The organism is Corallococcus sp. BB11-1 (assembly GCF_026626625.1).
GTDB lineage: Bacteria > Myxococcota > Myxococcia > Myxococcales > Myxococcaceae > Corallococcus > Corallococcus soli.
Genome location: NZ_JAPNJY010000039.1, coordinates 29955 through 53470, shown reverse-complemented (window position 1 = coordinate 53470; position 23516 = coordinate 29955). Strand labels below are relative to the sequence as shown.

Genomic DNA, 23516 nt, shown 5'->3' with positions numbered 1-23516 from the left:
ATTGACCCCCAAGCTTCGACCGCGCGCAAGTAAGGGTGATAAGCGGGCGCCACCCGCGTCGAGGAGGCGGGCCCTTCCGTGGACCTGGACGTCGGCGCGTTGAAGCTGGGGCTGCTGTGTCTTGCCGCGTTGAGCGCGGGCTTCGTGGACGCCATCGCCGGAGGCGGCGGGCTCATCACGCTGCCGGCGCTGCTGACGGCGGGCTTTCCCGCGCACCTCGCGCTGGGCACCAACAAGGGCCAGTCCGTGTTCGGCTCGGGCGCGGCGCTGGCGCGCTTCGCGCGCGCGGGGCTCGTGGACAGGAAGCTGGCGCGCGTGGCGTTCCCCTTCGGCCTCCTGGGCGCGTTCGGCGGCGCGGCGCTGGTGCTGCTGGTGCGCCCGGAGGTGCTCAAGCCGTTGGTGCTGGTGCTGCTCATCGCGGTGGCGGTGTTCCTCGCCTTCCGCCGCACGCCGCCGAAGCGCGACGGCGTGGAGCCCTCACCCCGGCCCCGCGCGCAGGCCATTGGCGCGCTCATCGCGCTGGTCATCGGGACCTATGACGGCTTCTTCGGCCCGGGCACCGGCACCTTCCTCATCGTGGCCTTCTCGTCGCTGCTGGGGCACGGGCTGGCGCGGGCGTCCGCGGACGCGAAGGTGGTGAACTTCGCCTCCAACCTGGCGTCCGTGGCGCTCTTCGCGCTCAAGGGCGTGGTGCTGTGGAAGGTGGCGCTGCCCATGGCCGCCGCGCAGTTCACCGGCGCGTGGCTGGGCGCGCACGTGGCGGTGAAGGGCGGCGACAAGCTGGTGCGCGTCGTCGTTCTGGGCGTGGTGGCCGCGCTGGTGGTGAAGCTGGGGCACGACGTGTGGGGGACCTGGACGGCCACCTGACGGGCGGCAGCCTTCAGCCGATGTGCACGAGCAGCCCGTGGCCGCGCTTCGCCACGGCGGCGGTGAACTTCCGCAGCTCCACGAAGTAGGAGAGCAACTCCTCCAGGGGATCCACGTCCTCCGTGGGCTCCTCCTCCTCCCAGGTGCCGGGGTAGATGTCCTCCGCCTGGAGCCGCGCCGGATCGAAGCGCTGGCGCAGCGTGTCCTCGGACACCTTCTTGAGGGCCTCCGCCAGGGCCTTCACCCCGGCCGGGTCGAACACGCGCGCGGTGCCTTCGTCGGACGGGATGTCGCCCACGTCCTCGCCGCCGCGCACCAGGAAGTCCAGGGGCGGGGTGCCCTCCCACGCGGTGCCGGTGAGCAGGAACTGGAGGCCGTGCCACGCCTCGCCGATGTCCAGCTCCAGGAACGCCGCGCCCTTCGCGTCGCCGAAGTCCTCCTCGTCCTCCAGGAAGGCCTCCAGCTGCTTGGGGGCCTTTCGCAGGGCCTGGAGCTGCGTCTCGGTGGCGCTGCGCAGCGTGCAGAGCATGTCCATGGGGCGTCGACCTCGGGGCTGCGCGGTGCGAAGGGAAACGGGCGGGGCTACTCCACCACGACGAGCTTCGCGTTGTTCTCCACGGCGGTGCCTTCCTTCGCGAAGACCTCCGTCACCTTGCCGGCCTTGGGGCTCTTGAGCTCGTTCTCCATCTTCATGGCCTCCACGACCACGAGCCCCTGGCCTTCGGTGACCTCGTCACCAACCTTGACCAGCACCTTCACGACCTTGCCGGGCATGGGCGCCAGGATGGTCTGCCTGCCTTCGACAGAGAAGCTGCCGGCCGCCGCGCGCATCCGCAGCTTGCGCTCGTCCGCCACGTCCACGCGGTTGACCTGACCGCGCACCAGGGTGCCGATCTCGTCGCCGTTCTCCTCGAACTCGACGTTGTACGACTGGCCGTCCACCAGCAGCGACAGCGTGCCCTGCTCCACGGACAGCGCGTCCACCTGGTACGTCCTGCCATTCAACGTGAGCCGGTAGCGGTCCTGGCCCAGGGACTCCAGGTCCACCGCCACCGCTTCCTTCTGGCCCTGCTGCTTCGTGAAGTAACGCATGGGGAAAGGGTCCTTCCGAAAGGCTTGCGCTAGGAAAGAGGGCTTCAGCGGCGGCGGCTCTTCAGCGCCAGACGCCACGGGCTGACGCGGCCGTTGCCCGCGCCGCCGCCCGCGCCCGACGGCAGCGTCTTCGCGCGCTTCTGGTCGCGCTGGAACGCGTGCAGCGTGCTCGCCAGCAGCGCCACCTCGCTCAGGCCGGTGTCCTCCGTGCCCAGCAGCGCCGTGTGCTCGCGCGTGAGGAAGCTGGTGTCGTAGTCGCCGCCCACGAACTCCGGGTGCGACAGGATGCCGTGCAGGTAGCGGATGTTGGTGGTGATGCCCTTCACCACGTACTCGGACAGCGCCCGCTTCGCCCGCGCGATGGCCTCCGCGCGCGTGGGCGCCCACACGGACAGCTTGGAGATCATGGGGTCGTAGACGTTGGGCACCGTGAAGCCCGCGAACACGCCCGAGTCATCCCGCACGTTGGGGCCGCCCGGCACGCGCAGGGACGTGATCTTCCCGGGGCTGGGCATGAAGTTGCGCGCGGGGTCTTCCGCGTACACGCGCACTTCGATGGCATGGCCGCGCGGCTCCGGGGCCTCGAAGAGGGGCAGCTTCGCTCCCTCGGCGGCGCGGATCTGCATGGCGACCAGGTCCAGGCCCGTGACCCACTCCGTCACCGGGTGCTCCACCTGGAGCCGGGTGTTCATCTCCAGGAAGTAGAAGTTGCGGTGCACGTCGACGAGGAACTCCACCGTCCCGGCGCCCACGTAGTTGACGGCCTTGGCCGCCTTCACCGCGACCTCGCCCATCTTCGCGCGCAGCTCCGGCGTGAGGATGGGGCTGGGCGTCTCCTCCACCACCTTCTGGTGACGGCGCTGCGCGGAGCACTCGCGCTCGTTCAGGTGGATGGTGTTGCCGTACTGGTCGGCGAAGATCTGGATTTCGACGTGGTGGGGCTTCTCCAGGTACTTCTCGATGTAGACCGAGTCGTTGCCGAAGGAGCTCATCGCCTCGCTCTTGGCGGAGCGCCACGCGGAGTCGAAGTCGTGCAGGCCCTCCACCCGGCGCATGCCCTTGCCGCCGCCGCCGCCGGCGGCCTTGAGCATGATGGGGAAGCCGATCTTCTGCGCGTACTCGCGCGCTTCCTCGGGCGTCTTGATGGGTTCGGTGGACCCGGGGACGACGGGCACGCCCGCCTGGATCATGTTGGCGCGCGCGCGGGTCTTCTCGCCCATGGCGTCCATGGCGGCGGCGGGCGGACCGATGAAGGTGATGCCCGCCTTCTCGCAGGCGCGCACGAAGGACGCGTTCTCGGAGAGGAAGCCGTAGCCGGGGTGGATGGCGTCCGCGCCGGACTGCTTCGCGACCTCCAGGATGCGCTCCTGGACCAGGTAGCTCTCCCGGGAGGGCGGGGGCCCGACGAGGAAGGCCTGGTCGGCGGTGCGGACATGGAGCGCGGAGCGATCCGCTTCGGAATACACGGCCACCGTGGCGATGCCGAGTTCCTTGCAGGTGCGCATTACCCGGATGGCGATCTCGCCGCGATTGGCGACGAGCACTTTGCGGATTTTGGGCATGGGGGCCCCTGTACCATGGGGCGCCCCTGTTTGCCCGCCCCTACTTGCGCAGGTTGAGGTACTGGTCCATCAGCAGCTTCGCCTGGGCGAGCTTCGCCTCCACGAAGCGGTCGTCCTCGTCCGGCTCCGGGGGCTGGGGCGGGTGGGCGGGGGCCTCCACCGGCTTGCCGTCCGGGCCGAAGTCCACCGCGGCGGCCAGCAGGTTGCGCGCCGCGTTCCCGCTGAAGAGCCGGGCCAGGGTCGTGGTCTCCACGTCCAGCCAGCGCGCGGCCTGCCGCAGCACGTCCAGGTACTCGCCCTCCATGGCCTTGGGCGGCCGGCTGGGGGCGGCCATGCAGACGCGGGCGTAGCTGTGCTCGCGGTCCACGTACATGCCCATGGAGCGGTCGCGGAAGTCCTTGGACAGGGCCTGCGTCATCGCGTCCAGGTGCTCCTCGGGGGAGGACACCTTGCCGGACGTCTTGCCGGACACGAGCGGGATCTCCGCCACGTGCCAGCCACCGTCGGCGAGCGCGTCCGGGCGGGCCTCCACCCACTTCACCTCCGGGGTGGGCAGGTCCAGGCCCTCGCACACGCCCTTGAGCGTCTGACGCAGGGCGGTGAGGTTACCTTCGACGTCAGAGAGGAAGAGGACAAGGCGTCGCTGCTGGGACACGCGGGGGGCTCCTTGGGTGGCCCCGTGAAAGCCCCGGCGTTACCCGAGAATTTCCAGAAGTGTCCACGCCCGCCTGCCCTCCGGCCGGAGGAGGGCGGGCGAGCGCCTCCCGGGACTCAGAGCGGGATGTTGCCGTGCTTGCGCGGCGGGTTCTCCTGGCGCTTGTCCTTGAGCATCTCCAGGGCGCGGATGACCTTGGCGCGGGTCTCCTCCGGGCGGATGACCTCGTCCACGTAGCCCAGCTCCGCGGCCTTGAACGGGTTGGCGAACTTCTCCCGGTAGTCGTCCGTGAGCTTCTTGCGCTCCGCGTTGGCGTCCGGGGCCTTCTGCAACTCGCCGCGGAAGATGATGTTCACCGCGCCTTCGGGGCCCATCACGGCGATTTCGGCGGTGGGCCAGGCGTAGTTGATGTCCGCGCGGATGTGCTTGGACGCCATCACGTCGTACGCGCCGCCGTAGGCCTTGCGCGTGATGAGCGTGATCTTGGGGACGGTGGCCTCCGCGTACGCGTAGAGCAGCTTGGCGCCGTGGGTGATGATGCCGCCCCACTCCTGGTCGGTGCCGGGCAGGAAGCCGGGCACGTCCACCAGCGTGAGCAGGGGGATGTTGAAGCAGTCGCAGAAGCGCACGAAGCGCGCGGCCTTCACGCTGGCGTCGATGTCCAGGCAGCCGGCGAGGATGGCGGGCTGGTTGGCGACGATGCCCACGCTGCGCCCGTTCATGCGCGCGAAGCCGACGACGATGTTCTTGGCGAAGTGCTCCTGCACCTCGAAGAAGTGCTTGTCGTCCACGACGGCGCGGATGATCTCCTTCACGTCGTAGGGCTTGTTCGGGTTCGCCGGAACGAGCGTCTTGAGCGACTCCTCGGCGCGGAACGCGTCGTCCTCACAGGGCTGCGCGGGCGGGTCCTCCTGGTTGTTGGAGGGCAGGTACGAGAGCAGCTCGCGCGTCATCGCGATGGCGGACTGTTCGTTCTCCGCGGCGAAGTGGGCCACGCCGGACTTCTGGTTGTGCGTGAGCGCACCGCCCAGGGCCTCCTTCGTGACCTCTTCGTGCGTCACCGTCTTGATGACGTCCGGGCCGGTGATGAACATGTACGACGTGTCCTTCACCATCATGATGAAGTCGGTGATGGCGGGCGAGTACACCGCGCCGCCCGCGCACGGCCCCAGGATGAGCGAAATCTGGGGCACCACGCCCGACGCCAGCGTGTTGCGCAGGAAGATGTCCGCGTAGCCGGCGAGGCTCTCCACGCCTTCCTGGATGCGCGCGCCGCCCGAGTCGTTCAGGCCGATGACGGGCGCGCCCACGCGGGTGGCCAGGTCCATGATCTTGCAGATCTTCTGCGCGTAGGCGCCCGACAGCGAGCCGCCGAACACGGTGAAGTCCTGCGCGAAGACGAAGATCTGCCGGCCGTCCACGGTGCCGTACCCGGTGACGACGCCGTCGCCGAGGATCTTCTTGTCGCCCATGCCGAAGTCGTGGCTGCGGTGGGTGACGAACTTGTCCAGCTCGCTGAAGGAGCCGGGGTCGAGCAGCAGGTCGATGCGCTCGCGGGCCGTGAGCTTGCCGGCCTCGTGCTGCTTGGCGATGCGGTCGGCACCGCCGCCCTGCTCGGCCTGCTTCTCCATCTGCTGGAGCCGTGCGCGGAGAGGATCCTTCTCGGGGGTCGCGTCCATGGGACGCGGCTCTAACATGATTGGAGGGGCGGTCGCAGCGCTTCCCTTGCCCCCGGAGGGACGGGCGGACGGGCGGGCTTTTCGTGCACCGGCAGGGGGTGGGATGGAAGTTCAGGATTTCCGACACGCGTCCTCCGGGTGGGGCGCGAGGGAGCGGGGAGGCGACGATGCAAGCGAGGCCGGGAGCACTCCAGGTGGGCTCGTTCCGGGGCGTGCCCATCCGCGTCCACTTCACGCTGTTGCTGGTCCTGCCGCTCCTGGCCTTCTCCTTCGGCGCGGCGTTCCAGCAGGCCGCGAGCGCGGCGGAGGTGCCGCCGGAGACCCTGGGCGGACACCCCCTGCTCTGGGGGCTGGGCGTGGCCGTGGGGCTCTTCGTGTCGGTGCTCCTCCATGAGATGGCGCATACGCTTTATGCGCTGCGTCATGGCGGGGAGGTGCACGGCATCACGCTGATGATCGTCGGGGGGGTGTCGGAGCTGGCGGAGACGCCGAAGCGGCCGCGGGACGAGGCGCTGATGGCGCTGGTGGGGCCGCTGACGAGCCTGGGGCTGGCGGTGGTGCTGGGCGGGGTGACGTGGCTCATGCACGGCCTGGGCGCGTTCCAGTGGCAGTTCGCGTGCTTCACGCTGGCGATGCTCAACCTGGTGCTGGGGCTGTTCAACCTGCTGCCGGCGTTCCCGATGGACGGGGGGCGCATCGTGCGCGCGGCGCTGACGCCCCGGCTGGGGGTGGTGAAGGCGACGCGGGTGGCGGCGGGGCTGGGCCGGGTGTTCGCGGTGCTGTTCGGCGTGTGGGGCGTGGTGTCGTTCAACCCGTTCACGCTGGTGATTGCCTTCTTCGTGTTGATGGGCGCGGAGGCCGAGTCGAAGCAGGTGCGGATGCGCGTGGCGCTGGAGCGCGTGAAGGTGGAGGCGATGATGACGCCCCGGGTGGTGGGCGTGGACCTGGACCTGTCCATGCTGGACGCGCAGTGGGCGCTGCGGCGCGAGCGCGTGGCGGCGCTGCCGGTGACGAACGCGGGGCGTCCGGTGGGGCGCGTGACGTGGGCGGCGGTGCAGGCGCTGCCGGAGCCGGAGCGGGGCGGGCGCATGGTGCGCGACGCGATGGAGGACGGGGTGGTGGTGGCGCTGCACGAGGACGGCTGGACGGCGCTGCGGCGGATGGCGGAGGCGCGCGTGCCGCTGGTGGCCGTGGTGGACGAGGAGGGGCTGCTCGCGGGCACGCTGGATTGGAATGACCTCCAACGCGGGATGAACCGGGCGGAGCAGGAGGCGGAGCGGGACGGGACGCGGACAGGCTGGCAGCGCGAGCGTCCGGCGTGAGCGTGGGGGCAGCAACGGTCGCCAGGGTCGCGCGCGGCGCGTAGGTTGTGGACGACAAGAAGCCCTTGGAGGATCCGCGTGGCGTGGCTGTTCGCAGGAGTCGGGGCTGGGCGTGAGTGAGCTCGCGGCGCTGATTGAAGCCGAGCTGGAGCCGCTGGTGCGGCGGTGGACCGTCCAGATCCAGGAGCACCTGTCCCCGGAGAAGCGCTCCGCGTCCGTGCTGCGCGACCACATCCCGGACGTGCTGCGCGAGCTCAGCTCCTGCCTGCGACAGGGCGCCGTCCCGGCGACGAACCCGAACGCGCGGGAGCACGGGCGCCAGCGCCACCGCATGGGCTTCAACCTGGAGGTGCTCGTCCACGAGTACGACCTGCTGCGCGGACTCATCCTGGACCTGGCGGAGGCGCGGCGGCTGCCGGTGACGCTGCGCGAGGTGCGTGTCCTCTCCGACTTCTTCTCCTCGGTCATCACCGAGGCGGTGTTGGAGCACCAGCAGCGCGGCGCGGCGCTGGTGGAGAGCGAGGCGCGCCTGCGCGGCGTCGTGGAGGGCCTGGCCGCGGGCAGCTTCCGCCTGGACCTGGGCACCGGGGAAGGGGAGGCGGATCCCCGCTGCCGGGCCATCATCGGTCTGCCTGGGGATGCGCCCTTCACCTTCGAGCAGGCCACCCGGACCTGTCACCCGGAGGACCTGCCGCGGTTCCTCCAGGCGTTCGAGGACGCCAGGGTGGGGCGCAACGGCGGCCAGTTCCAAATGGAACATCGGGTCCTGCCCTCGCTCCCGTCCAGGGACATCCGGTGGGTGGAGGTCCGGGGGCACGTCCTCCCCGGCCTGGATGGAAACCCCGCGCGCGTCACGGGGACCGTCACCGACATCACCGTGCGGAAGCAGGCGGACTTGGAGCGGGAGAGGCTGCTGGCGGAGGTGGAGGCGGCGCGCAACCGGCTGCTCAGCCTCTTCGAGAACGCGCCCGCCTTCCTCGCCCTGTTGATGGGCCCCGACCATGTCTACGAGGCCATCAACCCGCCCTACCAGTTGCACGTCGGGTCCGAGCGCAAGCTGCTGGGCCTGCCCGTCGCCCAGGCGCTGCCGGAGCTGGTGCCCCAGGGGTTCTTGAAGCTGCTGGACGACGTCTACCAGACGGGCACGCCGTACATCGGGCGCGAAACCCACGTGCGCTTCGCCCGGAAGGGCCATGGCGAACTGGAGGACGCGTACGTCGACTTCGTCTACCAGCCGTTGCGTGACGCCCAGGGGAAGGTGGACGGCATCGTCGTCTTCGGCTTCGACATCACGGAGCCGGTGCAGGCGCGGCGCCGCGCGGAGGCCCTGGCGGAGAAGGTCCGCGCGGGAGAGGCGCAGCTGCGCCAGGTGACGGACGCGATCCCGGTGCTCGTCTCGCTGGTGACGGCGGACGAGCGCTACGGCTTCGCCAACAAGGCCTACGAGGACTGGTTCGGCCACACGCGCGAGGAGCTGCTCGGGCAGCCCGTGCGGGAGATCATCGGGGAGGCGGCCTACGCGGTGCTGGGCCCCTACGTGCGGCGGGGGCTCGCCGGAGAGGCGCTGTCCTTCGAACAGCACGGCGTGCCCTATCGCTTCGGGGGCACCCGGGACGTGCGGGTGACGTTCAATCCCTACCGGAACGCGGAGGGCCAGGCGGATGGCTACGTGGCGCTCCTCCAGGACATCACGGTGCAGCGGCGGCTGGAGGGCGCGGTCAAGCAACAGGCGGAGTTCGAGCAGCACCTCATCGGCATCGTGAGCCATGACCTGCGCAACCCGCTGTCGGCCATCCAACTGGGGGTGTCCGCCATGGCCCGGCGCGAGGACCTGGACGAGCGCAGCCGCAAGAGCGTCACGCGCATCCAGAACGCGGCGGAGCGGGCCACGCGCATGGTGAAGGACCTGCTGGACTTCACCCAGGCGCGCCTGGGGGGCGGCATCCGCATCGAGCGGCGGCCGGCGGACCTGCACGAGCTGGCGCGCGGCGTGTTGGACGAGGTGGAGGCCGCCTACCCGCACCGGGAACTCCAGGTGCGCCGCTCCGGCGATGGCCGGGGGACGTGGGATCCGGACCGGCTGTCCCAGGTGGTGCAGAACCTGGTCACCAACGCGCTCAAGTACAGCCCGGAGGACACGCCGGTCCAGGTGGAGACGCGGGGGGAGGGCGGCGCGGTGGTGCTGGCCGTGCACAACCAGGGCGCGCCCATTCCGGCCGAGCGGCTCAGGGCCCTCTTCCAGCCGCTGCAGCGGGGCACGGAGGACGTGGACAAGGCGGGCCGCAGCGTGGGGCTGGGGCTCTACATCGTGCGCTCCATCGTGGGCGCGCACGGGGGCGACATCTCGGTCGAGTCCACCGCGGACGCGGGCACCACGTTCACGGTGCGGCTGTCGCGGAGCCCGGAGCCCGGAACAGGCTCTGCCTGAAGGGCCGGGCCCCTTGCGCCGGGCCGCTCAGGGCTTCTGCGGCAGCGTCCAGTTCAGCAGGAAGCGGTGGGCGCCATTGGGCGCGCTGTCCAGCCACCCCGTGATGCGCTCGCTCTTGGAGAGCAGCGGGCCCAGCTCCGTGCTCGCGCCGAAGAAGGCCGCCAGGGTCTCATCCCCCATGACGTCCATCAGCGACACCTGGGACAGGGCTCGCGCCACCTTCTTCGGATCCAACGTGAAGTCCACCGCGCGGGCGAGCGGCGCGCCCTTCTCCGGCAGGGACGTCATCACCGCCTGCGTCACCGTGGAGTCGTTGCCCACCACCAGGTGCTTGCCCTTGAGCCGCACGTAGATGCGGCCTGCCTTCGCCTCCAGCATGTAGCCGTCCTCCAGCACCTTCGCGCCCGGGAGCTGCGTCAGCGGGGCCAGCGCGGCCTTCACCGCCGCCGCGTCCAGCACCTCCGCCGCCAGCGCCTGCTTCGCGGCGAAGAAGCGCACCTCCGGCTTGCGCAGCGAGCCCTTCACCTGCACCGAGTCCACCGCGAACAACATGTGCCCGGTGAGCTGCTTCGCCAGCGCGTCCGTCACGCCCTTCACCTGGTCCTCGTCGCAGTCGGGGCACACCGTGCGCGCCAGGCTCCGCATGGACCCGGTCGCCTGCGCCACGCCCGTGGGCGCCACCTGCGCGCGGGAGAAGAGCAGGCCCGTGGGCGCCATGGCGCCGTAGGGGCTGGTGCCCTGGGACTGGAAGGGCGGCAGGGGCAGCTTCGTCGCCGTGCCCTCCACCTTCAGCCCGTTGGCCGTGCCGTCCAGCCCGAAGACGCCCTGCTGCGTGGCCACGTACAGCACCCCGGGCACCGCGGCCATCCGCGCATCGGCTGCCGGCGCCTTCGTGACGAGCTTCGCCGCTTCCTTGCGCAGGGCCGTGTCCTCATCCGCGCTCAGGAAGGCGCAGGCCTCCTGGCCCTTGATGACGTAGCCCGCGTAGCCGCCCAGGCCGGTGGGCGCGCGCAGCGTCGTCACGCCCTTCACCGTGCCCGCCTTCACGTCGCCGTTGCGCGCGAGCACGTTCGCGGACGCTTCCTGGAACACCTTCGCGTCCTTCACCCGCGTGCACGCCAGGCGCCCGTCCTGACGGATGGACACGGACAGCGGCCCCGTCGCGTCGATGCCCAGCGCCTCCAGCGACTCCGGCCGCGTCGGGTCCAGCGGCAGGAACGGGTGCAGCTCCCCCCGCCACGACGCGGGGTTGAGCATCTGCGAGGACGCCCCCGCGCGCGTCATGAACGCGGTCAGCCCCTGGAGCTGGTCGAACTGGGGGACGTGGAGGACCGTCACCGTGGAGGCGGCGACGCGGGGCGCGGGGGCGGCCGCCAGGGTGGCGGCAAGGGCGAGGGCGAGCATCCCCCCAAGTGAGAGCACCCCACCGCCCCTGTCAAGGCACTCCGGCCCCGGACGCCCTCCACCAACGCCCGCCTGGCTCCGGTGACTAGAGGCGCCCCGCGTTGGCCCAGTCGATCATCCGCTCCGCCAGCTCCTCCGCGTTGCGGCGCAGGTAGGCGAGCTGCAACACCTCGTCGTCCGTGGTCGCCTGCGCCATCCGGACCCGCAGCCCGTCCGCGAAGCGCACCACCTGGCCGATGCTCAGGGCGCCCCGGTCCTCCAGCGCCCCGGCGAAGCGCGCCACGTCCGCCTCCACCCCGAAGCCCTCCGCCAGCAGCGCCTCCACCAGCGCCGCGCGGGCCACCCGGTGCTCATGGCCCCGAGGGTCCTGCAACTGCCGTCGCCAGGGCTGCGCCTCCCACCCCGTTCGGGCCGCGTCCCCCGGGGACTCCCGCACCCCGGCCGGGTCCGAACGCCGCTCCTGCACCCGCTGCGACTCAATGGCTCGGATCATCAGTGCCCCCTCTCCACCACGGGCTCCGTCTCCAGGCATGACCGACATCGAGCCTCCGGTCCGCGAGCCGTCCTCGCGGCCTGGGGGCCTCAGGTTCCCCATGGAAAACGCTTGAGCCCCGATTTCTTGACCGCCCCGGAGGCGTGTCGGACGCGCCAGTCTTCGACACCCCCGCCGGTGGGAAGACCCTTCTCGCTCGCTGGGATTCCGAGAGGTTGCGTCGGTCCTGTCAGGTCTTTCCAGGGTCATCCCTTTATCTTGTCGGGCCCGGTATTTCGTGGATCGCCCGGCGTGCGTCACGGCGGGGCAGGCGCGTGTTCAGGGGGGGACAGAGGGCTGCCCCGAGGACGGATGGGCCAGGTCCGGGAACTCCAGCATCGTGCGGAGTCCGGGTCTTGAGGGTGGGGCGTCCGGCCCATGCCTTCGGGACCTTCACAGGCCTTCCGGGGGGATTGCCATGTTGAACCTGCTCGACCTGCCTCGTCAGGCGTTGATGGACCTGCGCTCGCGTATCAGCCACCTGCCGCTGGTGTCCCAGCTCCAGCGCCGGCATTCGCCCAACAGCCTCACCTTGTCGAGCCCCGCGCCACAGGACTTGATGCTGGCCGATTCGCAGCGCGTGGAGACCTGGCGCCGGGCGGTGGAGCGCTACGTGCGCCCGAACCAGGTGGTGGTGGACGTGGAGGCTGGCACGGGCCTGCGGACCTTCCTCGCCGCGCACCAGCACCCGCGCAAGCTGTACGCGGTGGACGATTCGCGCCTGCTGGACACCGCGCAGTGGGTGGCCCGCCGCAACGGGCTGGAGCACATCGACTTCGTGCGCGAGCCCTCGAGGCACTTCCAGCCCGCGGAGAAGGCGGACGTGCTGCTGCACGAGCTGCTGGGCGACGCGCTCTTCGACGCGGGGCTCGTGCCCCGGATGCTGGACCTGCGCTCGCGCGTGCTCAAGCCCGGCGGTCGCATCCTCCCCAACCGCTTCGAGGTCTTCGTGGAGCCTGTGCAGCTTCGCGAGGAGGCGTGCGTCCCCTTCATCTGGACGCAGCAGCTGCCCCACGTGGACTTCCGCTGCCTCCAGTCGCTGCGCGAGGCGATGAGCCCGTCGTACTTCACGCGGCTGGTGCGCTCGTACGAAGTGGACCACCTGCTGTGTGAGCCGGAGGTCGCGTTCAGCTTCGACCTGGAGACGATGCGCGCGGACGGCCTGCCTTCGCGCGTGCGCGTCCGGCGGCCGGTGGAGGAGGACGGCCGGGTGGATGGCTTCTGCCTGTTCTACAAGGTCGCCTTCGACTCCGAGCTGGACTTCACCGTGTCCCCGCTGCGCGAGCGCAACGCCTCGGCGATGACGCTGCTGCGCGTGGAGCCGCGCGAGTTCAGCCGCTACGAGACGCTGGAGTTCGAGCTGGAGCTGCCCAACCCGGCGGATCCGCGCACCTGGCGGTGGCAGTTCACCTGACGGCAGTGCGGCGGGCCGGAGTGATGGCCGGTGGACAGGCGTCCTGCCTCCGGGTGTCGCTGGAGGTGGGACTGCCTAGCTTGCAGTACGCATGCGACCGTCCCGCCTCCTCGTCCTGCTCCTCGTCTCCAGCGCCGCGCTGCCCGCCGCCGCCCAGGCCCCGCGCACGGTGGCCGGGGTGTGTGGCCGGACCAACTGGGTCTGTGTGTCGGAGTGCATTGACGCGGAGTGCGTCGACAAGTGCCTGCGGGAGGGCTGTGAGGCATCGCTCGACCGGCTGAAGTCCTGCACCAGCAAGGCCGCGTGCGCGCCGGACGACACGAAGTGCGCGGCCTCGTCCTGCGGGCTGACGTGTGAGCGGGCCTTCGAGCCCGCGCCGAAGAGTCCGGAGAAGCCGGTGGAGGACCCCTGCGAGGGGCCGAAGGCGGTCCAGGGCACGGCGGTGCCGGCGGAGCTGGTGGGCACGTGGGTGCTGTCCGCGGCGAGCCTCCCGGACGTGGAGCAGGGCAGGGAGGACCGCCTGGAGGTGCAGCCGCGTTCGGACTACGCGCGGTCGCTGCGGCTGACGCCGAAGGGGTGCTTCGTGCTGCGCACCAAGCTGGATGACGCGACGCTCGGACGGGGCAGCACGCTGGAGGTGCGCGCCTGGGGGCGGGTGGAGCTGAAGGGCAAGGACCGGCTGGCGCTGCGCACGCAGGACGGACAGGCGCTGGGGCCGGTGTGCGGCAAGGAGCGCGTGGTGCCGCTGTCCAAGGGGAAGTTCAAGGGCGGCGACTACACGTACGCCATCGAGGAGGAGGACTCGCTCATCCTGACGGTGCCGGGCGCCACGCGGCAGACCTTCCAGTTCGAGCGTGAGAAGCCCCGGGCCCCAGAGCCGCCGCCCAAGCCGTAGCGGGGCGGGGCCTTGGGCCTTGCTCGGAGGGGGCGCGCGGGTGAGAAGGACGCCATGGCAGGCCGCGAGCGGATGGGAAGCATGGACGCGGCGTGGCTCCAGATGGAGGAGCCCGCGAACCTGATGATGATCACCGCGGTGCTGTGGTTCGACGGTCCCCTGGACCGCGAGCGGCTGCGCGCGGTGGTCCGCGAGCGCCTGGTGGAGCGCTACCCGCGCTTCCGTCAGCGCGCGGTGCCGGGAGCCCTGGGCGCGCCGCATTGGGAGGACGTGGCGGACTTCGACCTGGACGCGCACCTGTCCACGCTGCGCGTGCCGGCCACGGGAGGACGCGCGGCGCTGGAGGCGGTGGTGGGGGACTGGCTGGGCGTGCCGCTGGAGCGCTCCCGGCCGCTGTGGCACCTGCACATCGTGAAGGGCGCGGCGCGCGGTGACGTGCTGCTGGCGCGGCTGCACCACTGCATGGCGGACGGCATCGCGCTCGCGCGGGTGCTGCTGTCGCTCACGGAGCCGGTGGAGGGGGCGGTTCGTGAGCGGAGCGCGTCTGGCGGGGAGGCACGGGAGGTGTCGGCGCGTGAGGATGACGCGGGCACTCCGGTGGGCCCGGATCCGGCGGGCGTGCGGCCTCTCGCGCGGGATGACGAGGCTCGCGCGGATTCGCGGACTGGGGACCGGGACGCGCCCGTGCAAACGGTCGCGGAGCTCTCCGCGCTCCGGGATGAGGAGGCTCGCGCCTCGGAACCCTCTGTGCTCCAGGATGACGAGCCCCGTAGTCCTTCGCGGACGCGTGAGCGCGAAGCGCCCGTGCGCTCGGGTGCGGAGTCGCTGCGCGCGCCGGGATGGCTGCGGCTGGCCCGGGGGGCGCGGGCTGCCCTGCGCAAGGGCGCGGAGCTGGTGCAGGAGCCCATCCTCGCGGGTGACCTGGTGCGCGATGGCGCGCGGGGCGTGGCGGCGCTGGGGAAGCTGCTCGGATTGCCTCCCGACCCCCGCTCTCCCCTGCGGGGGCCGCTGGGGACGCGGAAGATCGCCGCCTGGTCGGAGCCGGTGTCCCTGGCGCGGGTGAAGGCCGTGGGTCAGACGCTCGGGGGCACGGTGAACGACGTGCTGCTCACGGCGGTGACGGGCGCGCTGCGGCGCTACCTCGCGGCGGTGGACGCCCCACTGCGGGACGTGCACGCGCTGGTGCCGGTGAACCTGCGGCCCCTGGATGAGCCCGTGCCCAGGGAGCTGGGCAACCGCTTCGGCGTCGTGTTCCTTCGGCTGCCCGTCCACCTGGAGGACCCTCGCCGCCGGCTTCGTGAAGTGGCGAAGCGGATGGAAGCCCTCAAGCGCTCACCCGAGGCCGTGGTGACGTCCGGCGCGCTGGAGTTGCTCGGGCGCACCCCGGCCGCGCTGGAGCGCGCCGTCGTGGACGTGATGGGCACCAAGGCGTCGCTCGTCGCGACCAACGTGCCGGGACCGCGCCAGCCGGTGTCGCTGGCGGGGGCGCGGCTCGACGGGCTCACGTTCTGGGTGCCCCAGGCCGGCCACGTAGGGCTGGGCGTGAGCCTCTTCAGCTACGCCGGACAGGTGACCCTGGGCGTGGCCTCGGATGCGGCGCGCGTGCCCGACCCGGGGGCCCTCGTCGCCGCGTTCCTTGAAGAGGTGGAGGCGCTGGCCACGGTGGCCCCCTGAGCCCTGCTCCCCTACAGCAGGCCGTGCTCCTCCAGCTTGTTGTAGAGCGTGCGCCGGCTGATGCCGAGCAGCCGCGCCGCCAGCGTGCGGTTGTCACCCGCGCGCTTCAACGCATCCACCAGCGCCTCCTTCTCCACGTCCTTGCGCCGGGACTCCAGCGTGCCGGTGTCCGTGGTGGGCAGGGGCGCGGCGACGGGCGGCGGCGCGAGGCCGGGCTGGCGGGACAGCTCGCGCGCGACGTCCAGGCCCGTGAGCGCGGGCCCGTCGGAGAGCACCACCAGCCGCTCCATGAAGTTCTGCAGCTGGCGCACGTTGCCGGGCCAGGGCTGGGATTGCAGCACCGCGAGCCCGTCCGCGCTCAACGTGAACGGCGGCCGGCCGTTGGCCTTCGCGTGCACGTCCAGGAAGTGGCGGGCGAGCGGTTCAATGTCCTCGGGGCGCTCGCGCAGGGAGGGCAGCCAGAGGGGCACCACGTTGAGGCGGTAGAAGAGGTCCTCACGGAAGGCGCCCCGGCGCACCAGCTCTTCGAGGGGCTGGTGCGTGGCCGCCACGAACCGCACGTCCACCTTCACCGTCTGCGTGCCGCCCAGGCGTTCGAACTCACGCTCCTGGATGACGCGCAGCAGCTTCACCTGCACGGCCTGGGACACGTCGCCAATCTCGTCGAGGAACAGCGTGCCGCCGTGCGCCAGCTCCACGCGTCCGGGCTTGCGCGTGGCCGCGCCGGTGAAGGCGCCCTTCTCGTAGCCGAACAGCTCGCTCTCCAGCAGCGTGTCCGGCAGCGCCGCGCAGTGCAGCTTCACGAAGGGGCCCGCGCGCCGGGGACTGCCGTCGTGCACGGCCCTGGCGGCCAGCTCCTTGCCGGTGCCGGACTCGCCTCGCAGGAGCACCGTGGCGGTGCCCACGGCGGCCCTCGCCAGCAGGGACTGCACGTCCGCCATGGCCCGGCTCGCGCCCACGAACAAGCCTCCGGATGTCTTGCCGGGGCCGCGCGTCGGCTCCGGTTCCTTCTGCGCGCGCAGCAGGGCCTTGTGGAGCGAGAAGAGCAGCTCCTCCCGGTCGAAGGGCTTGAGCACGAAGTCCGCCGCGCCCGCCTTCATCGCCTCCACCGCCAGGGGCACCGTGCCGTGCGCGGTCATCAGGAGGACGGGCACGTCCGGCCAGCCGCGCCCCACCTCCGCGAGCAGCTCCAGGCCGCTCATGCCCGGCATGCGCACGTCGCTGAGCACCACGTCGATGGGCCGGCGCGCGAGCAGGGCCAGGGCGTCGCGCGCGCTGGACGCGGGGTGCGGGGTGAGGCCCGCCTGCGTGAGGAGCGCGCCCAGCACCTTGAGCAGGGCCGGGTCGTCGTCCACCACCAACACATGGCCTCTCAGCGGCTCGCTCACGCGGCTTCTCCCTCGGACACCGCGGACGGCTGGGCAGGGGCCGTCGGCAGGCGCAGGCGCAGGATGGTGCCACGGCCCTCCGCGCTCGTCAGGGTCGCCGTGCCGCCGTGTGCCTCCGCCACGCGCCGCACGAAGGCCAGCCCCAGGCCGCTGCCCGTCGCCTTCGTGGTGAAGAAGTCGTCGAAGGCGCGCTCGCGCGTGCGGGCGTCCATGCCCGCGCCGGTGTCCTCCACGCTCAGCACCACCGCGCCGGAGTCCGCGCCGGTGCGCACGGTGAGGGTGCCGCCCGCGGGCATCGCCTCGAAGGCGTTGCGCACCAGGTTCTCCAGCGCGTTGGCGAGCAGGTCCTCGTCGCCCTCGCACGGGGGCAGGTCAGGGGCGAGCACCTTCGTCAGCGCCACCGCGCCGGGGTTCGCGAACGCCTGGAGCGACAGCACGCCCTCCACCAGCCGGTTCAGGTCCAGCGGCCGCCGCAGCGGCTCCACGCGCGCCAGGCGCTGGTAGGTGCCCGCCACCCGGTCCAGCCGCTCCACCTGCTCCAGCAGCAGGTCCAGGAACTCGCCGTGCGCCTCCCACGAGTGGCCGCGCGCATGCTCCTCCTTGAGGTACTGCGCGGCGCCCTTGAGCGCGGCGATGGGGTTGCGCAGGTCGTGGGACATCTGCGCGGAGAAGCGCCCCAGCGTGGCCAGCTGCTCCAGCCGCTCGCGCCGGGTGACGAAGCCGGTGACGACGCGCCGGGCCGCCGCCAGCAGCGCGAAGGTGATGGCGGTGGTGCCCACGACGAGCGCGCCCGACTCGGCGGCGAAGGCGCGGAAGAGGGCCAGGTACGCGAGCACGCCCACCAGCGCCAGGACGACGGCGTGCACCGCCGCGCTCGTGGCCCGCGCGTCCCGGCCGAAGAGCTGGAAGCGCAGCGACGCGGTGGCCATCACCGGCAGCCCCAGCAGCGTGCCCAGGTTGCCCAGCTTCATCACGGGCAGGCCCATGTCCGCCGCCAGGTCCGTGAGCAGCATCGCGACCAGCAGCGCCAGCCCCAGCAGCACCAGCCCCGCGCGGGCCCGCTCGTCCGGCGGTCCGGAGCGGCGCAGGTGCCGCGCCAGCAGCACGAAGCCGGTGACGAGGGTGGGCACCACCAGCACGCTCACCGCGACGCCGAAGTCCACGGTGTTGATCCGCTGCGCCAGCGCGGGCACGCCGATGGCCAGGAGCATCGTGAACGCCAGCGCGCTCATCACGCCGTAGGTGCCGTACATGGCCCAGGCGGAGCGGCGCCTGCGGCCCACGAACGCGAGGATGAAGTGCACCGCGCACGGCAGCGTCATCAGCGCCGCGGCGAAGCCCACCAGCCGCCAGCCCGCGTCGCCCGAGCGCGCCAGCCCGAAGGCGGAGAAGTTCCAGGTGGACAGCGCGATGGACAGCAGCGACAGCGGCAGCGCGAGCGGACTCCTGCCCACGCGGGCCAGCGCGATGCCGGCGAGCGCGAGCTGCCCCGCGCACGCCAACAGGCTGACCCACATGGCGCCGGTCATCGCGCGCTCCCGGGCGGGAACCTCAGAGCATGCCCAGCCGGCGGGCGTTGGCGGGGTCCACCGCCGCGGCCTCCCAGCGTCGCACCGCGGCCTCGCGCTCCGCGTCGGGCGCGTCCGCGTAGTAGCCGAGCGTGTCGTGCAGGGCCCGGCTCAGCTCCTCGATGGCGGCCAGCCGGACGTCCAGCTCGCGGTGGCGCAGCGCGGCCACCAGCCAGTCCGCGCGGCGGCGGCTGCGGTTCTCCGCCCACCAGGACGTCCACTGGCGCGGCTGCAGGCCCAGCGTGGCGCGGGTGACCTCGCGCAGCGCCTCGGCGGCGGCCTGCGCGCACATCGCGTCGTCGCTGCCGGTGAGGTTGATGAGGCCCTCGATGGCGTCGCGGTCGTGCAGCGTGCCCAGGGCCCGGGCCGCCAGGGAGCGGCGCAGCGCGTCCCGGCTGGTCAGCTCCTGGCGCAGGTCGCGCAGGGACGCATCCAGGCGCGGCAGGTGCTTGAGCGCGGCGGCGGCCACGCGCGCGGCGCTGGAGATGTCCGGCTCCATGTCGAAGAGGCCGCGCAGCACCCCGTCCACCAGCTCCGCGTAGGGCAGGTTGCCCGCGGTGAGCAGCGCCAGGTAGCGCGCGTCCGCGTCGTTCGAGTCCAGCAGCGGCGCCAGCGCGACGGCCGCGGGGCGGCCCAGGCGCGACAGGGCGGCGGGGATGGGACCCAGCTCGTCCGCTTCCGGCAGCTCCACCACCGGCAGGCGGCTCCAGGCCGTGGGGCCGGGGAAGTGCTGCGCGAGCACGCGGGCGCTGGCCTCGGGCGAGCGCGCCAGCTCCGCCATCGCGCTGGAGCGCTGCGCGGCGTCCGGACCCGTGAGCCGGCGCAGGAGGGGCGCGAAGTCCGGGGGCGGCCGCTCCTCCGGGGACAGCACGCGCGGCGGCATGGCGGCGGCGCGGCCCAGGTTGGCCACGCCACCCCGACCGAAGAACGGGCTCCAGCCGAGGCCCGCGACCACGGCGGGCGCGGGGGCGGGCAGGGACGCGGCCGGGAAGCCGGGCACGTCCACGTCGATGCTGATGTCCTCCTCCTCCGGCGCGCGCAGCTCGGCCACGCGCTGCTTGCGGAAGAGGATGAGCTCCTGGAAGGCGGCCGGCAGGTCCTGGCAGAACAGGATGTAGTCGCTCAGCCGGCGCTGGCTCATCGGCTTCTGGCCGCAGTCCCCGTAGAGGATGGCCACCAGCCGGCCCTTCACCTCCACCGGGTACAGGAAGACGGTGCGCGGCGCCTGACGGCCGAACAGCTCCAGGTAGTGCCGCGTGAGCGCGTCCGGAGGCAGCGGGCCCGCGTAGCTGCCCCGCGTGACGGCCACGGTGCGGAAGACGCTGCTCGCGTCCAGCGGGATGGACACCTGCGACAGGGCGCTCGCGTCCAGGCCTTCGCCCCGCGCGTCCCAACCGCCGGCCGCGCCGCGCACCACCGCGAAGGCGGCCACGTAGTCGAACGTGCGGCGGCCGAAGCGCAGCGCCACGTCCACCAGCCGGTCGCGATCCCGCGTCGCCTCGCGCAGCGCGGAGCGAGCCTGGGGCAGCGTCCAGTCCGGCACCGGCGCTCCCGGCGCGCTCGAAGCGCCCGGCACCGGGGCGGCACCCTCGGGCGCGCCGCGCGGACGGGCCGCGCCCGGGTTCGACGCCGGGTTGCTGAAAATGATGAACGACGGCTCGCCCCGGGGCGGCGTCGGGGGAACGGGCGGCGGGGTCGGCGTCGCGGCGCGCGCGGCTTCACGGGCCTGCTGCGCGGGCGCCGGAGGCCATACCGGCGTCGTCGCGGGAGCACGCGCGCCCGGGGCCTGCGGCGGCGCGGTGGGACCCTGTCGTGCGCCCTGCGCGGAGGGCTGCGGCGCCGTGGCGGGCGGCTGCGTTCCGGAGGGGCCCTGCGCGGGCGCCGTGGGCGCGGAGGCGCCCGGCCTGGCGTTCTGGGCCTGGGCAGCCGCGCTTGGTGGTGGGGTCGCCTGGGCGGAAGCGCCCGGTCGAACCCCCTGCGCGGAAGCCGGTGGCGCGGAGACGGACGTGCCCTGCGGACCCGTCACTCCCGAGACACCGTCCGTGTTGATTCCCCGGCCCGAGGCCTGGGGCGTGGACGGGCGCGCGGAGGGCGGCTGTCCCGGGGCCTGCGGCGGCGCGGCGCGGGGCTGCGGCGGTATCCCCGCGGTCGTGGGGGCCTGGGGCGTGGCCGGCCCCACGGGCGTCAGCACGGGCACGGCCTGCGGAGGCGGTGGGGGCCGCTCGCCGGGGGGATGGAGCGTCGGGGGCGCGCCGCCAGCGGGCGCGGTCGCGCTCCGGTTCGGGGGCGTCGCGGCGGGGGGCGGCTGCGCGGCGGGCGTGGCGCGGGCCGGCGTGCCCGGCATGTTCAGCCGCAGGGGCTCGCGCACGTACGCGGGCGGCGGGATGTCCGCGGGCGCCGGGGGCGGGGTGGGGCGCTGGACCGCGCGGGCCGACGTGACGGGACCCGCGGAGGTGTTGAGGCGCAGGGGCTCGCGCACGTACGCGGGCGGCGGGATGTCCGCGGGCGCGGGCTCACGCGGCGCGGCGGGGCGGCCTTCGGGCGCGACGGGCTCCTGGGCGACGGAGCGCGCGAGCTGCTCCACCATGTCCACCGACATGGACTCGTCCTCGGGAGGAGGAGGCGGCGGCGGGGTGTGGCTTCCGGCCTGCTGCGCGGCCAGCGCGTCACCAAGCTGGACGAAGCGCGGAGGCAGCGGCTGGCGGTAGATGATGGAGATCCACTCGCGCACCCGCAGCTCGATGGCGACCCACAGCTCCAGCGGCTTGCCCAGGAGGAAGCCGACTTCGTCCAGCTCCTTCTTCGGCACCGGGTAGGCGCACGCGACGTGCAGCGTGGTGCCGTCCAGGGACAGGGGCACCACGCTCAGGCGCTCCGCGATCTTCGGCGGGATGAAGGTGGCGACCTCCTGGTTGGGCTCGAAGTCCACCAGGTTCACGGGCCGGAAGCCGGAGGCCTCGCCGAGCATGGCGAGGACGTCCTGCTCGGACATGCCGCGCTCCATCAGCGCGGTGTCGAGGTGGCCACCCTGGGCCTGGTGTTGACGCAACAACTCCCCGGCCTGCTCCTGGGACAGGAGGCCGCGCGAGACGAGGTGCTGGGCAAGACGGGAAGGCATGAAGGCCGCGGCATCTTACGGCCGCGGCCGCAAGGCACAATGAGCCGGTTTCAGCTCGGTTGGACGACGAAGGTGGACGTCAGCTTGTCATGCAGGGTCTGGCCGCGTCGGTCGAACAGCGCCATCCAGAAGCCGCCCAAGAAGAGAACGAAGGAAAGCCCGGCAAGCAGGGCCCGGAAGATGGCCCGGCCCGGGGTGGGCGCCATGCCATGGGTGTCCACCAGCCGAAGTCCCAGGAGCAACCGTCCCAGGGTGCGTCCATTCCAGAGGAAGGCCGCGACGGCGCAGTACACGGTGGCGAGCACCAGCACCAGTACCATGCCCGGCAGCAGCACGGTGTGCAGGGCGCGCAGCCATGCCACGAAGGCATCCAGCCCCGTCAGGCCCGGCTGGGGGCCCTTCACGCCCGCTATCGAAGAGGCGAGGACGATGTAGGCCGCCGCCACGGCGCCAATGGCCGCGGTGTCCACGGTGAACGACAGCAGGCGCCGCCACAGCGACGCGGGGCGCGCGTGGACCTCACCCGCGACCGGGGCCGGCGCGGGGGCCTTCGACTTCGAGGACGCGGCGGGGGCGGGCGAGGCTTCCATGCGGGACACTCCCGGGGCGGACGACGCGGAAGCAGCGGCGACGGCCGGCGTCTCCAGCGGGGGAAGGAAGGAGGGCTCGTCCGCGAGCGACAGGGCCGGCGCGGGGGCTGCTTCCCGCCGCGGCAGGCCCGAGGCGACCGGAGCCGGGTCGGAGGACTCCGCGCGGGGCGTTCCGGACGAGGCCTGGGCCTCCATGCGCGGGAGGCCGGAGGGGGCCTGGGCGGGAGCCTCCATGCGCGGGAGGCCGGAGGAGGGCTGCGCGGGCGCGGCGTCCCGACGTGGCAGGCCAGGGGCCGGCACGGGACGCGCACCGTGCGCCTCCGTACCGTAGGCCGGCGTGGGCACGGACCCCGGACGGGGCTCCGCGCTCACCGGGGCCTGCGCCGCGCGAGGCACGGCGACACCGGGGTTCTGGAAGCCCGCCTCCGACAGAGGCGGGGTGGGCGCGGCGCGCGCGGCCTGCGGGGATGCACTCGGCGGCTGCGCGACTGCGGGACGCGGCGGGAGCACGGCGCCGGAAGTGGCGTTCGCGGGAGGCGGTGCGACGCGCGGAGGAACAGGGGCCGCGGAGGCGGGCACGGCCGCACGGGGAGCCGCGGCGCGCTCTGGCTGCGCGGGAGCCCGGCCCGGCGGACCGTCCGCGTGCGAGGCGGGAGCGCGAACCGCCGCATCCGCTTGAGGCTGGGAGGCCCGCGCGGCGTCCGTCGGCGGAGCAGGTGCACGCGGCGCTGCACGAACCGCCGCATCCGCGTGCGGGGCGGGAGCGCGAACGGTCGCATCGGCTTGCGGCGCGGCGGCGCGAACGGTCGCATCCGCGTGAGGTGCGGCGGCGCGAACGGGCGCATCGGTTTGCGGCACGGCGGCACGCAGCGTCGCATCCGCCGGCGACGCAGGCGCGCGCGCCATCGGTCCATCCGTCACGGGCACGGAAGCACGCGGCGCGGCGGCACGCGGAGGGGCGGCGGCTGGAGCCTGGGGGGGCGCCGCGGGCCGAGGCGCGGCGGCGCGGGGCGCGGCTTGAGGAGCAGGCGCACCCGTGGCCGGGCGCACCGTCGGGGTCATGCCCGGCGGGGTGATGGGGCCGCGCGGAGGCTCCATCGCGAACGCCGGCGTGCCTCGCAGCGTCTCCGGCTCCAGCGGCTCGCCATCGAGGGTGGTCGCTTCCGGGGCGTTGCGCTCCCCCAGCTTGCGGCGGTCAATGTGGATGTCGCGGTCGAGCAGGCTCGGGACGGGGGCGACCGTGGGTGGGCGCGCGGCGGTGGCGGCGCAAGCAGTGCAATCTCCGACCGGCGGCAGCGAGGCGCCGCACTTCAGGCACTTGGACAACG

17 protein-coding genes are annotated in these 23516 nt (G+C 72.9%); 6 read left to right on the top strand and 11 right to left on the bottom strand.

The window, feature by feature from the left end; translation table 11 throughout:
* Positions 1-78: 78 nt before the first annotated feature.
* Positions 79-867, top strand: a complete 789-nt coding sequence (locus OV207_RS32775; protein ID WP_267559005.1) for a TSUP family transporter — start codon at positions 79-81, stop codon at positions 865-867.
* 13 nt (positions 868-880) lie between these two features.
* Here OV207_RS32775 and OV207_RS32770 read toward each other — a convergent pair whose 3' ends face one another.
* From OV207_RS32770 to OV207_RS32750, 5 genes are all read right to left on the bottom strand, one after another.
* Positions 881-1402 carry a YfbM family protein gene (locus OV207_RS32770; RefSeq protein WP_267559004.1) on the bottom strand — a complete coding sequence of 174 codons (522 nt, stop codon included), beginning with the start codon at positions 1400-1402 and terminating at the stop codon, positions 881-883.
* Positions 1403-1449: 47 nt separating this feature from the next.
* On the bottom strand, positions 1450-1959 hold the full coding sequence (locus tag OV207_RS32765; RefSeq protein ID WP_193346846.1) for a biotin/lipoyl-containing protein: 510 nt from the start codon (positions 1957-1959) through the stop codon (positions 1450-1452).
* A gap of 44 nt (positions 1960-2003) precedes the next feature.
* Positions 2004-3521: an acetyl-CoA carboxylase biotin carboxylase subunit gene (locus OV207_RS32760; RefSeq protein WP_267559003.1), complete on the bottom strand. Its 1518-nt coding sequence runs from the start codon at positions 3519-3521 to the stop codon at positions 2004-2006.
* Positions 3522-3561: 40 nt separating this feature from the next.
* Positions 3562-4176 (bottom strand): hypothetical protein, encoded by a 615-nt coding sequence (locus OV207_RS32755; protein WP_193346848.1) that lies wholly within the window; start codon positions 4174-4176, stop codon positions 3562-3564.
* Positions 4177-4292: 116 nt separating this feature from the next.
* Positions 4293-5855 carry an acyl-CoA carboxylase subunit beta gene (locus OV207_RS32750; protein WP_193346849.1) on the bottom strand — a complete coding sequence of 521 codons (1563 nt, stop codon included), beginning with the start codon at positions 5853-5855 and terminating at the stop codon, positions 4293-4295.
* A 167-nt stretch (positions 5856-6022) separates the two neighbouring features.
* Between OV207_RS32750 and OV207_RS32745 the strand changes: the two genes are divergently transcribed.
* Together OV207_RS32745 and OV207_RS32740 are read left to right on the top strand one after the other, a co-directional pair.
* On the top strand, positions 6023-7177 hold the full coding sequence (locus OV207_RS32745; protein WP_267559002.1) for a site-2 protease family protein: 1155 nt from the start codon (positions 6023-6025) through the stop codon (positions 7175-7177).
* Positions 7178-7289: 112 nt separating this feature from the next.
* Entirely contained in the window at positions 7290-9605 is a 2316-nt protein-coding gene (locus OV207_RS32740; RefSeq protein WP_267559001.1) for a PAS domain-containing protein, read from the top strand.
* Positions 9606-9632: 27 nt separating this feature from the next.
* On the opposite strand, the gene OV207_RS32735 is transcribed toward OV207_RS32740, so the two are convergent.
* Both OV207_RS32735 and OV207_RS32730 read right to left on the bottom strand, forming a co-directional pair.
* Positions 9633-11009 carry a hypothetical protein gene (locus OV207_RS32735; protein ID WP_267558998.1) on the bottom strand — a complete coding sequence of 459 codons (1377 nt, stop codon included), beginning with the start codon at positions 11007-11009 and terminating at the stop codon, positions 9633-9635.
* Between the two features lie 85 nt (positions 11010-11094).
* A complete protein-coding gene (locus OV207_RS32730) occupies positions 11095-11502 on the bottom strand; it encodes a hypothetical protein (protein ID WP_227026752.1) in 408 nt (135 codons plus the stop codon).
* A gap of 457 nt (positions 11503-11959) precedes the next feature.
* Between OV207_RS32730 and OV207_RS32725 the strand changes: the two genes are divergently transcribed.
* From OV207_RS32725 to OV207_RS32715, 3 genes are all read left to right on the top strand, one after another.
* Entirely contained in the window at positions 11960-12955 is a 996-nt protein-coding gene (locus tag OV207_RS32725; protein WP_267558996.1) for a class I SAM-dependent methyltransferase, read from the top strand.
* 91 nt (positions 12956-13046) lie between these two features.
* Positions 13047-13850 (top strand): hypothetical protein, encoded by an 804-nt coding sequence (locus OV207_RS32720; RefSeq protein WP_267558992.1) that lies wholly within the window; start codon positions 13047-13049, stop codon positions 13848-13850.
* 54 nt (positions 13851-13904) lie between these two features.
* On the top strand, positions 13905-15524 hold the full coding sequence (locus OV207_RS32715) for a WS/DGAT domain-containing protein (protein ID WP_267558990.1): 1620 nt from the start codon (positions 13905-13907) through the stop codon (positions 15522-15524).
* An 11-nt stretch (positions 15525-15535) separates the two neighbouring features.
* Here the strand turns inward: OV207_RS32715 and OV207_RS32710 are convergent, their stop codons facing one another.
* The 4 genes from OV207_RS32710 to OV207_RS32695 are packed head-to-tail and all read right to left on the bottom strand — an operon-like array spanning position 15536 to position 23514.
* Positions 15536-16912, bottom strand: coding sequence for a sigma-54-dependent transcriptional regulator (locus OV207_RS32710; protein ID WP_267558989.1), 1377 nt, complete (start codon positions 16910-16912; stop codon positions 15536-15538).
* The gene (locus OV207_RS32705; RefSeq protein WP_267558988.1) at positions 16909-18441 is read right to left on the bottom strand and encodes an ATP-binding protein; all 1533 of its coding nucleotides are present in this window, start codon (positions 18439-18441) and stop codon (positions 16909-16911) included. Before OV207_RS32705 ends, OV207_RS32710 begins: the two co-directional genes overlap by 4 nt.
* Before the next feature lie 22 nt (positions 18442-18463).
* Positions 18464-21598: a FrgA protein gene (locus OV207_RS32700; RefSeq protein ID WP_267558986.1), complete on the bottom strand. Its 3135-nt coding sequence runs from the start codon at positions 21596-21598 to the stop codon at positions 18464-18466.
* A 50-nt stretch (positions 21599-21648) separates the two neighbouring features.
* Positions 21649-23514, bottom strand: a complete 1866-nt coding sequence (locus OV207_RS32695) for an RDD family protein (protein WP_267558985.1) — start codon at positions 23512-23514, stop codon at positions 21649-21651.
* Positions 23515-23516: the final 2 nt, after the last annotated feature.

What these genes read in the sequence shown, in the direction of transcription:
- OV207_RS32735 (WP_267558998.1), bottom strand. Translation starts at nt 11,009, where the DNA reads ATGCTCGCCCTCGCCCTTGCCGCCACCCTGGCGGCCGCCCCCGCGCCC.
- OV207_RS32750 (WP_193346849.1), bottom strand. Translation starts at nt 5,855, where the DNA reads ATGGACGCGACCCCCGAGAAGGATCCTCTCCGCGCACGGCTCCAGCAG.
- OV207_RS32700 (WP_267558986.1), bottom strand. Translation starts at nt 21,598, where the DNA reads ATGCCTTCCCGTCTTGCCCAGCACCTCGTCTCGCGCGGCCTCCTGTCC.
- OV207_RS32760 (WP_267559003.1), bottom strand. Translation starts at nt 3,521, where the DNA reads ATGCCCAAAATCCGCAAAGTGCTCGTCGCCAATCGCGGCGAGATCGCC.
- OV207_RS32745 (WP_267559002.1), top strand. Translation starts at nt 6,023, where the DNA reads ATGCAAGCGAGGCCGGGAGCACTCCAGGTGGGCTCGTTCCGGGGCGTG.
- OV207_RS32725 (WP_267558996.1), top strand. Translation starts at nt 11,960, where the DNA reads ATGTTGAACCTGCTCGACCTGCCTCGTCAGGCGTTGATGGACCTGCGC.
- OV207_RS32765 (WP_193346846.1), bottom strand. Translation starts at nt 1,959, where the DNA reads ATGCGTTACTTCACGAAGCAGCAGGGCCAGAAGGAAGCGGTGGCGGTG.
- OV207_RS32770 (WP_267559004.1), bottom strand. Translation starts at nt 1,402, where the DNA reads ATGGACATGCTCTGCACGCTGCGCAGCGCCACCGAGACGCAGCTCCAG.
- OV207_RS32730 (WP_227026752.1), bottom strand. Translation starts at nt 11,502, where the DNA reads ATGATCCGAGCCATTGAGTCGCAGCGGGTGCAGGAGCGGCGTTCGGAC.
- OV207_RS32705 (WP_267558988.1), bottom strand. Translation starts at nt 18,441, where the DNA reads ATGACCGGCGCCATGTGGGTCAGCCTGTTGGCGTGCGCGGGGCAGCTC.
- OV207_RS32720 (WP_267558992.1), top strand. Translation starts at nt 13,047, where the DNA reads ATGCGACCGTCCCGCCTCCTCGTCCTGCTCCTCGTCTCCAGCGCCGCG.
- OV207_RS32715 (WP_267558990.1), top strand. Translation starts at nt 13,905, where the DNA reads ATGGCAGGCCGCGAGCGGATGGGAAGCATGGACGCGGCGTGGCTCCAG.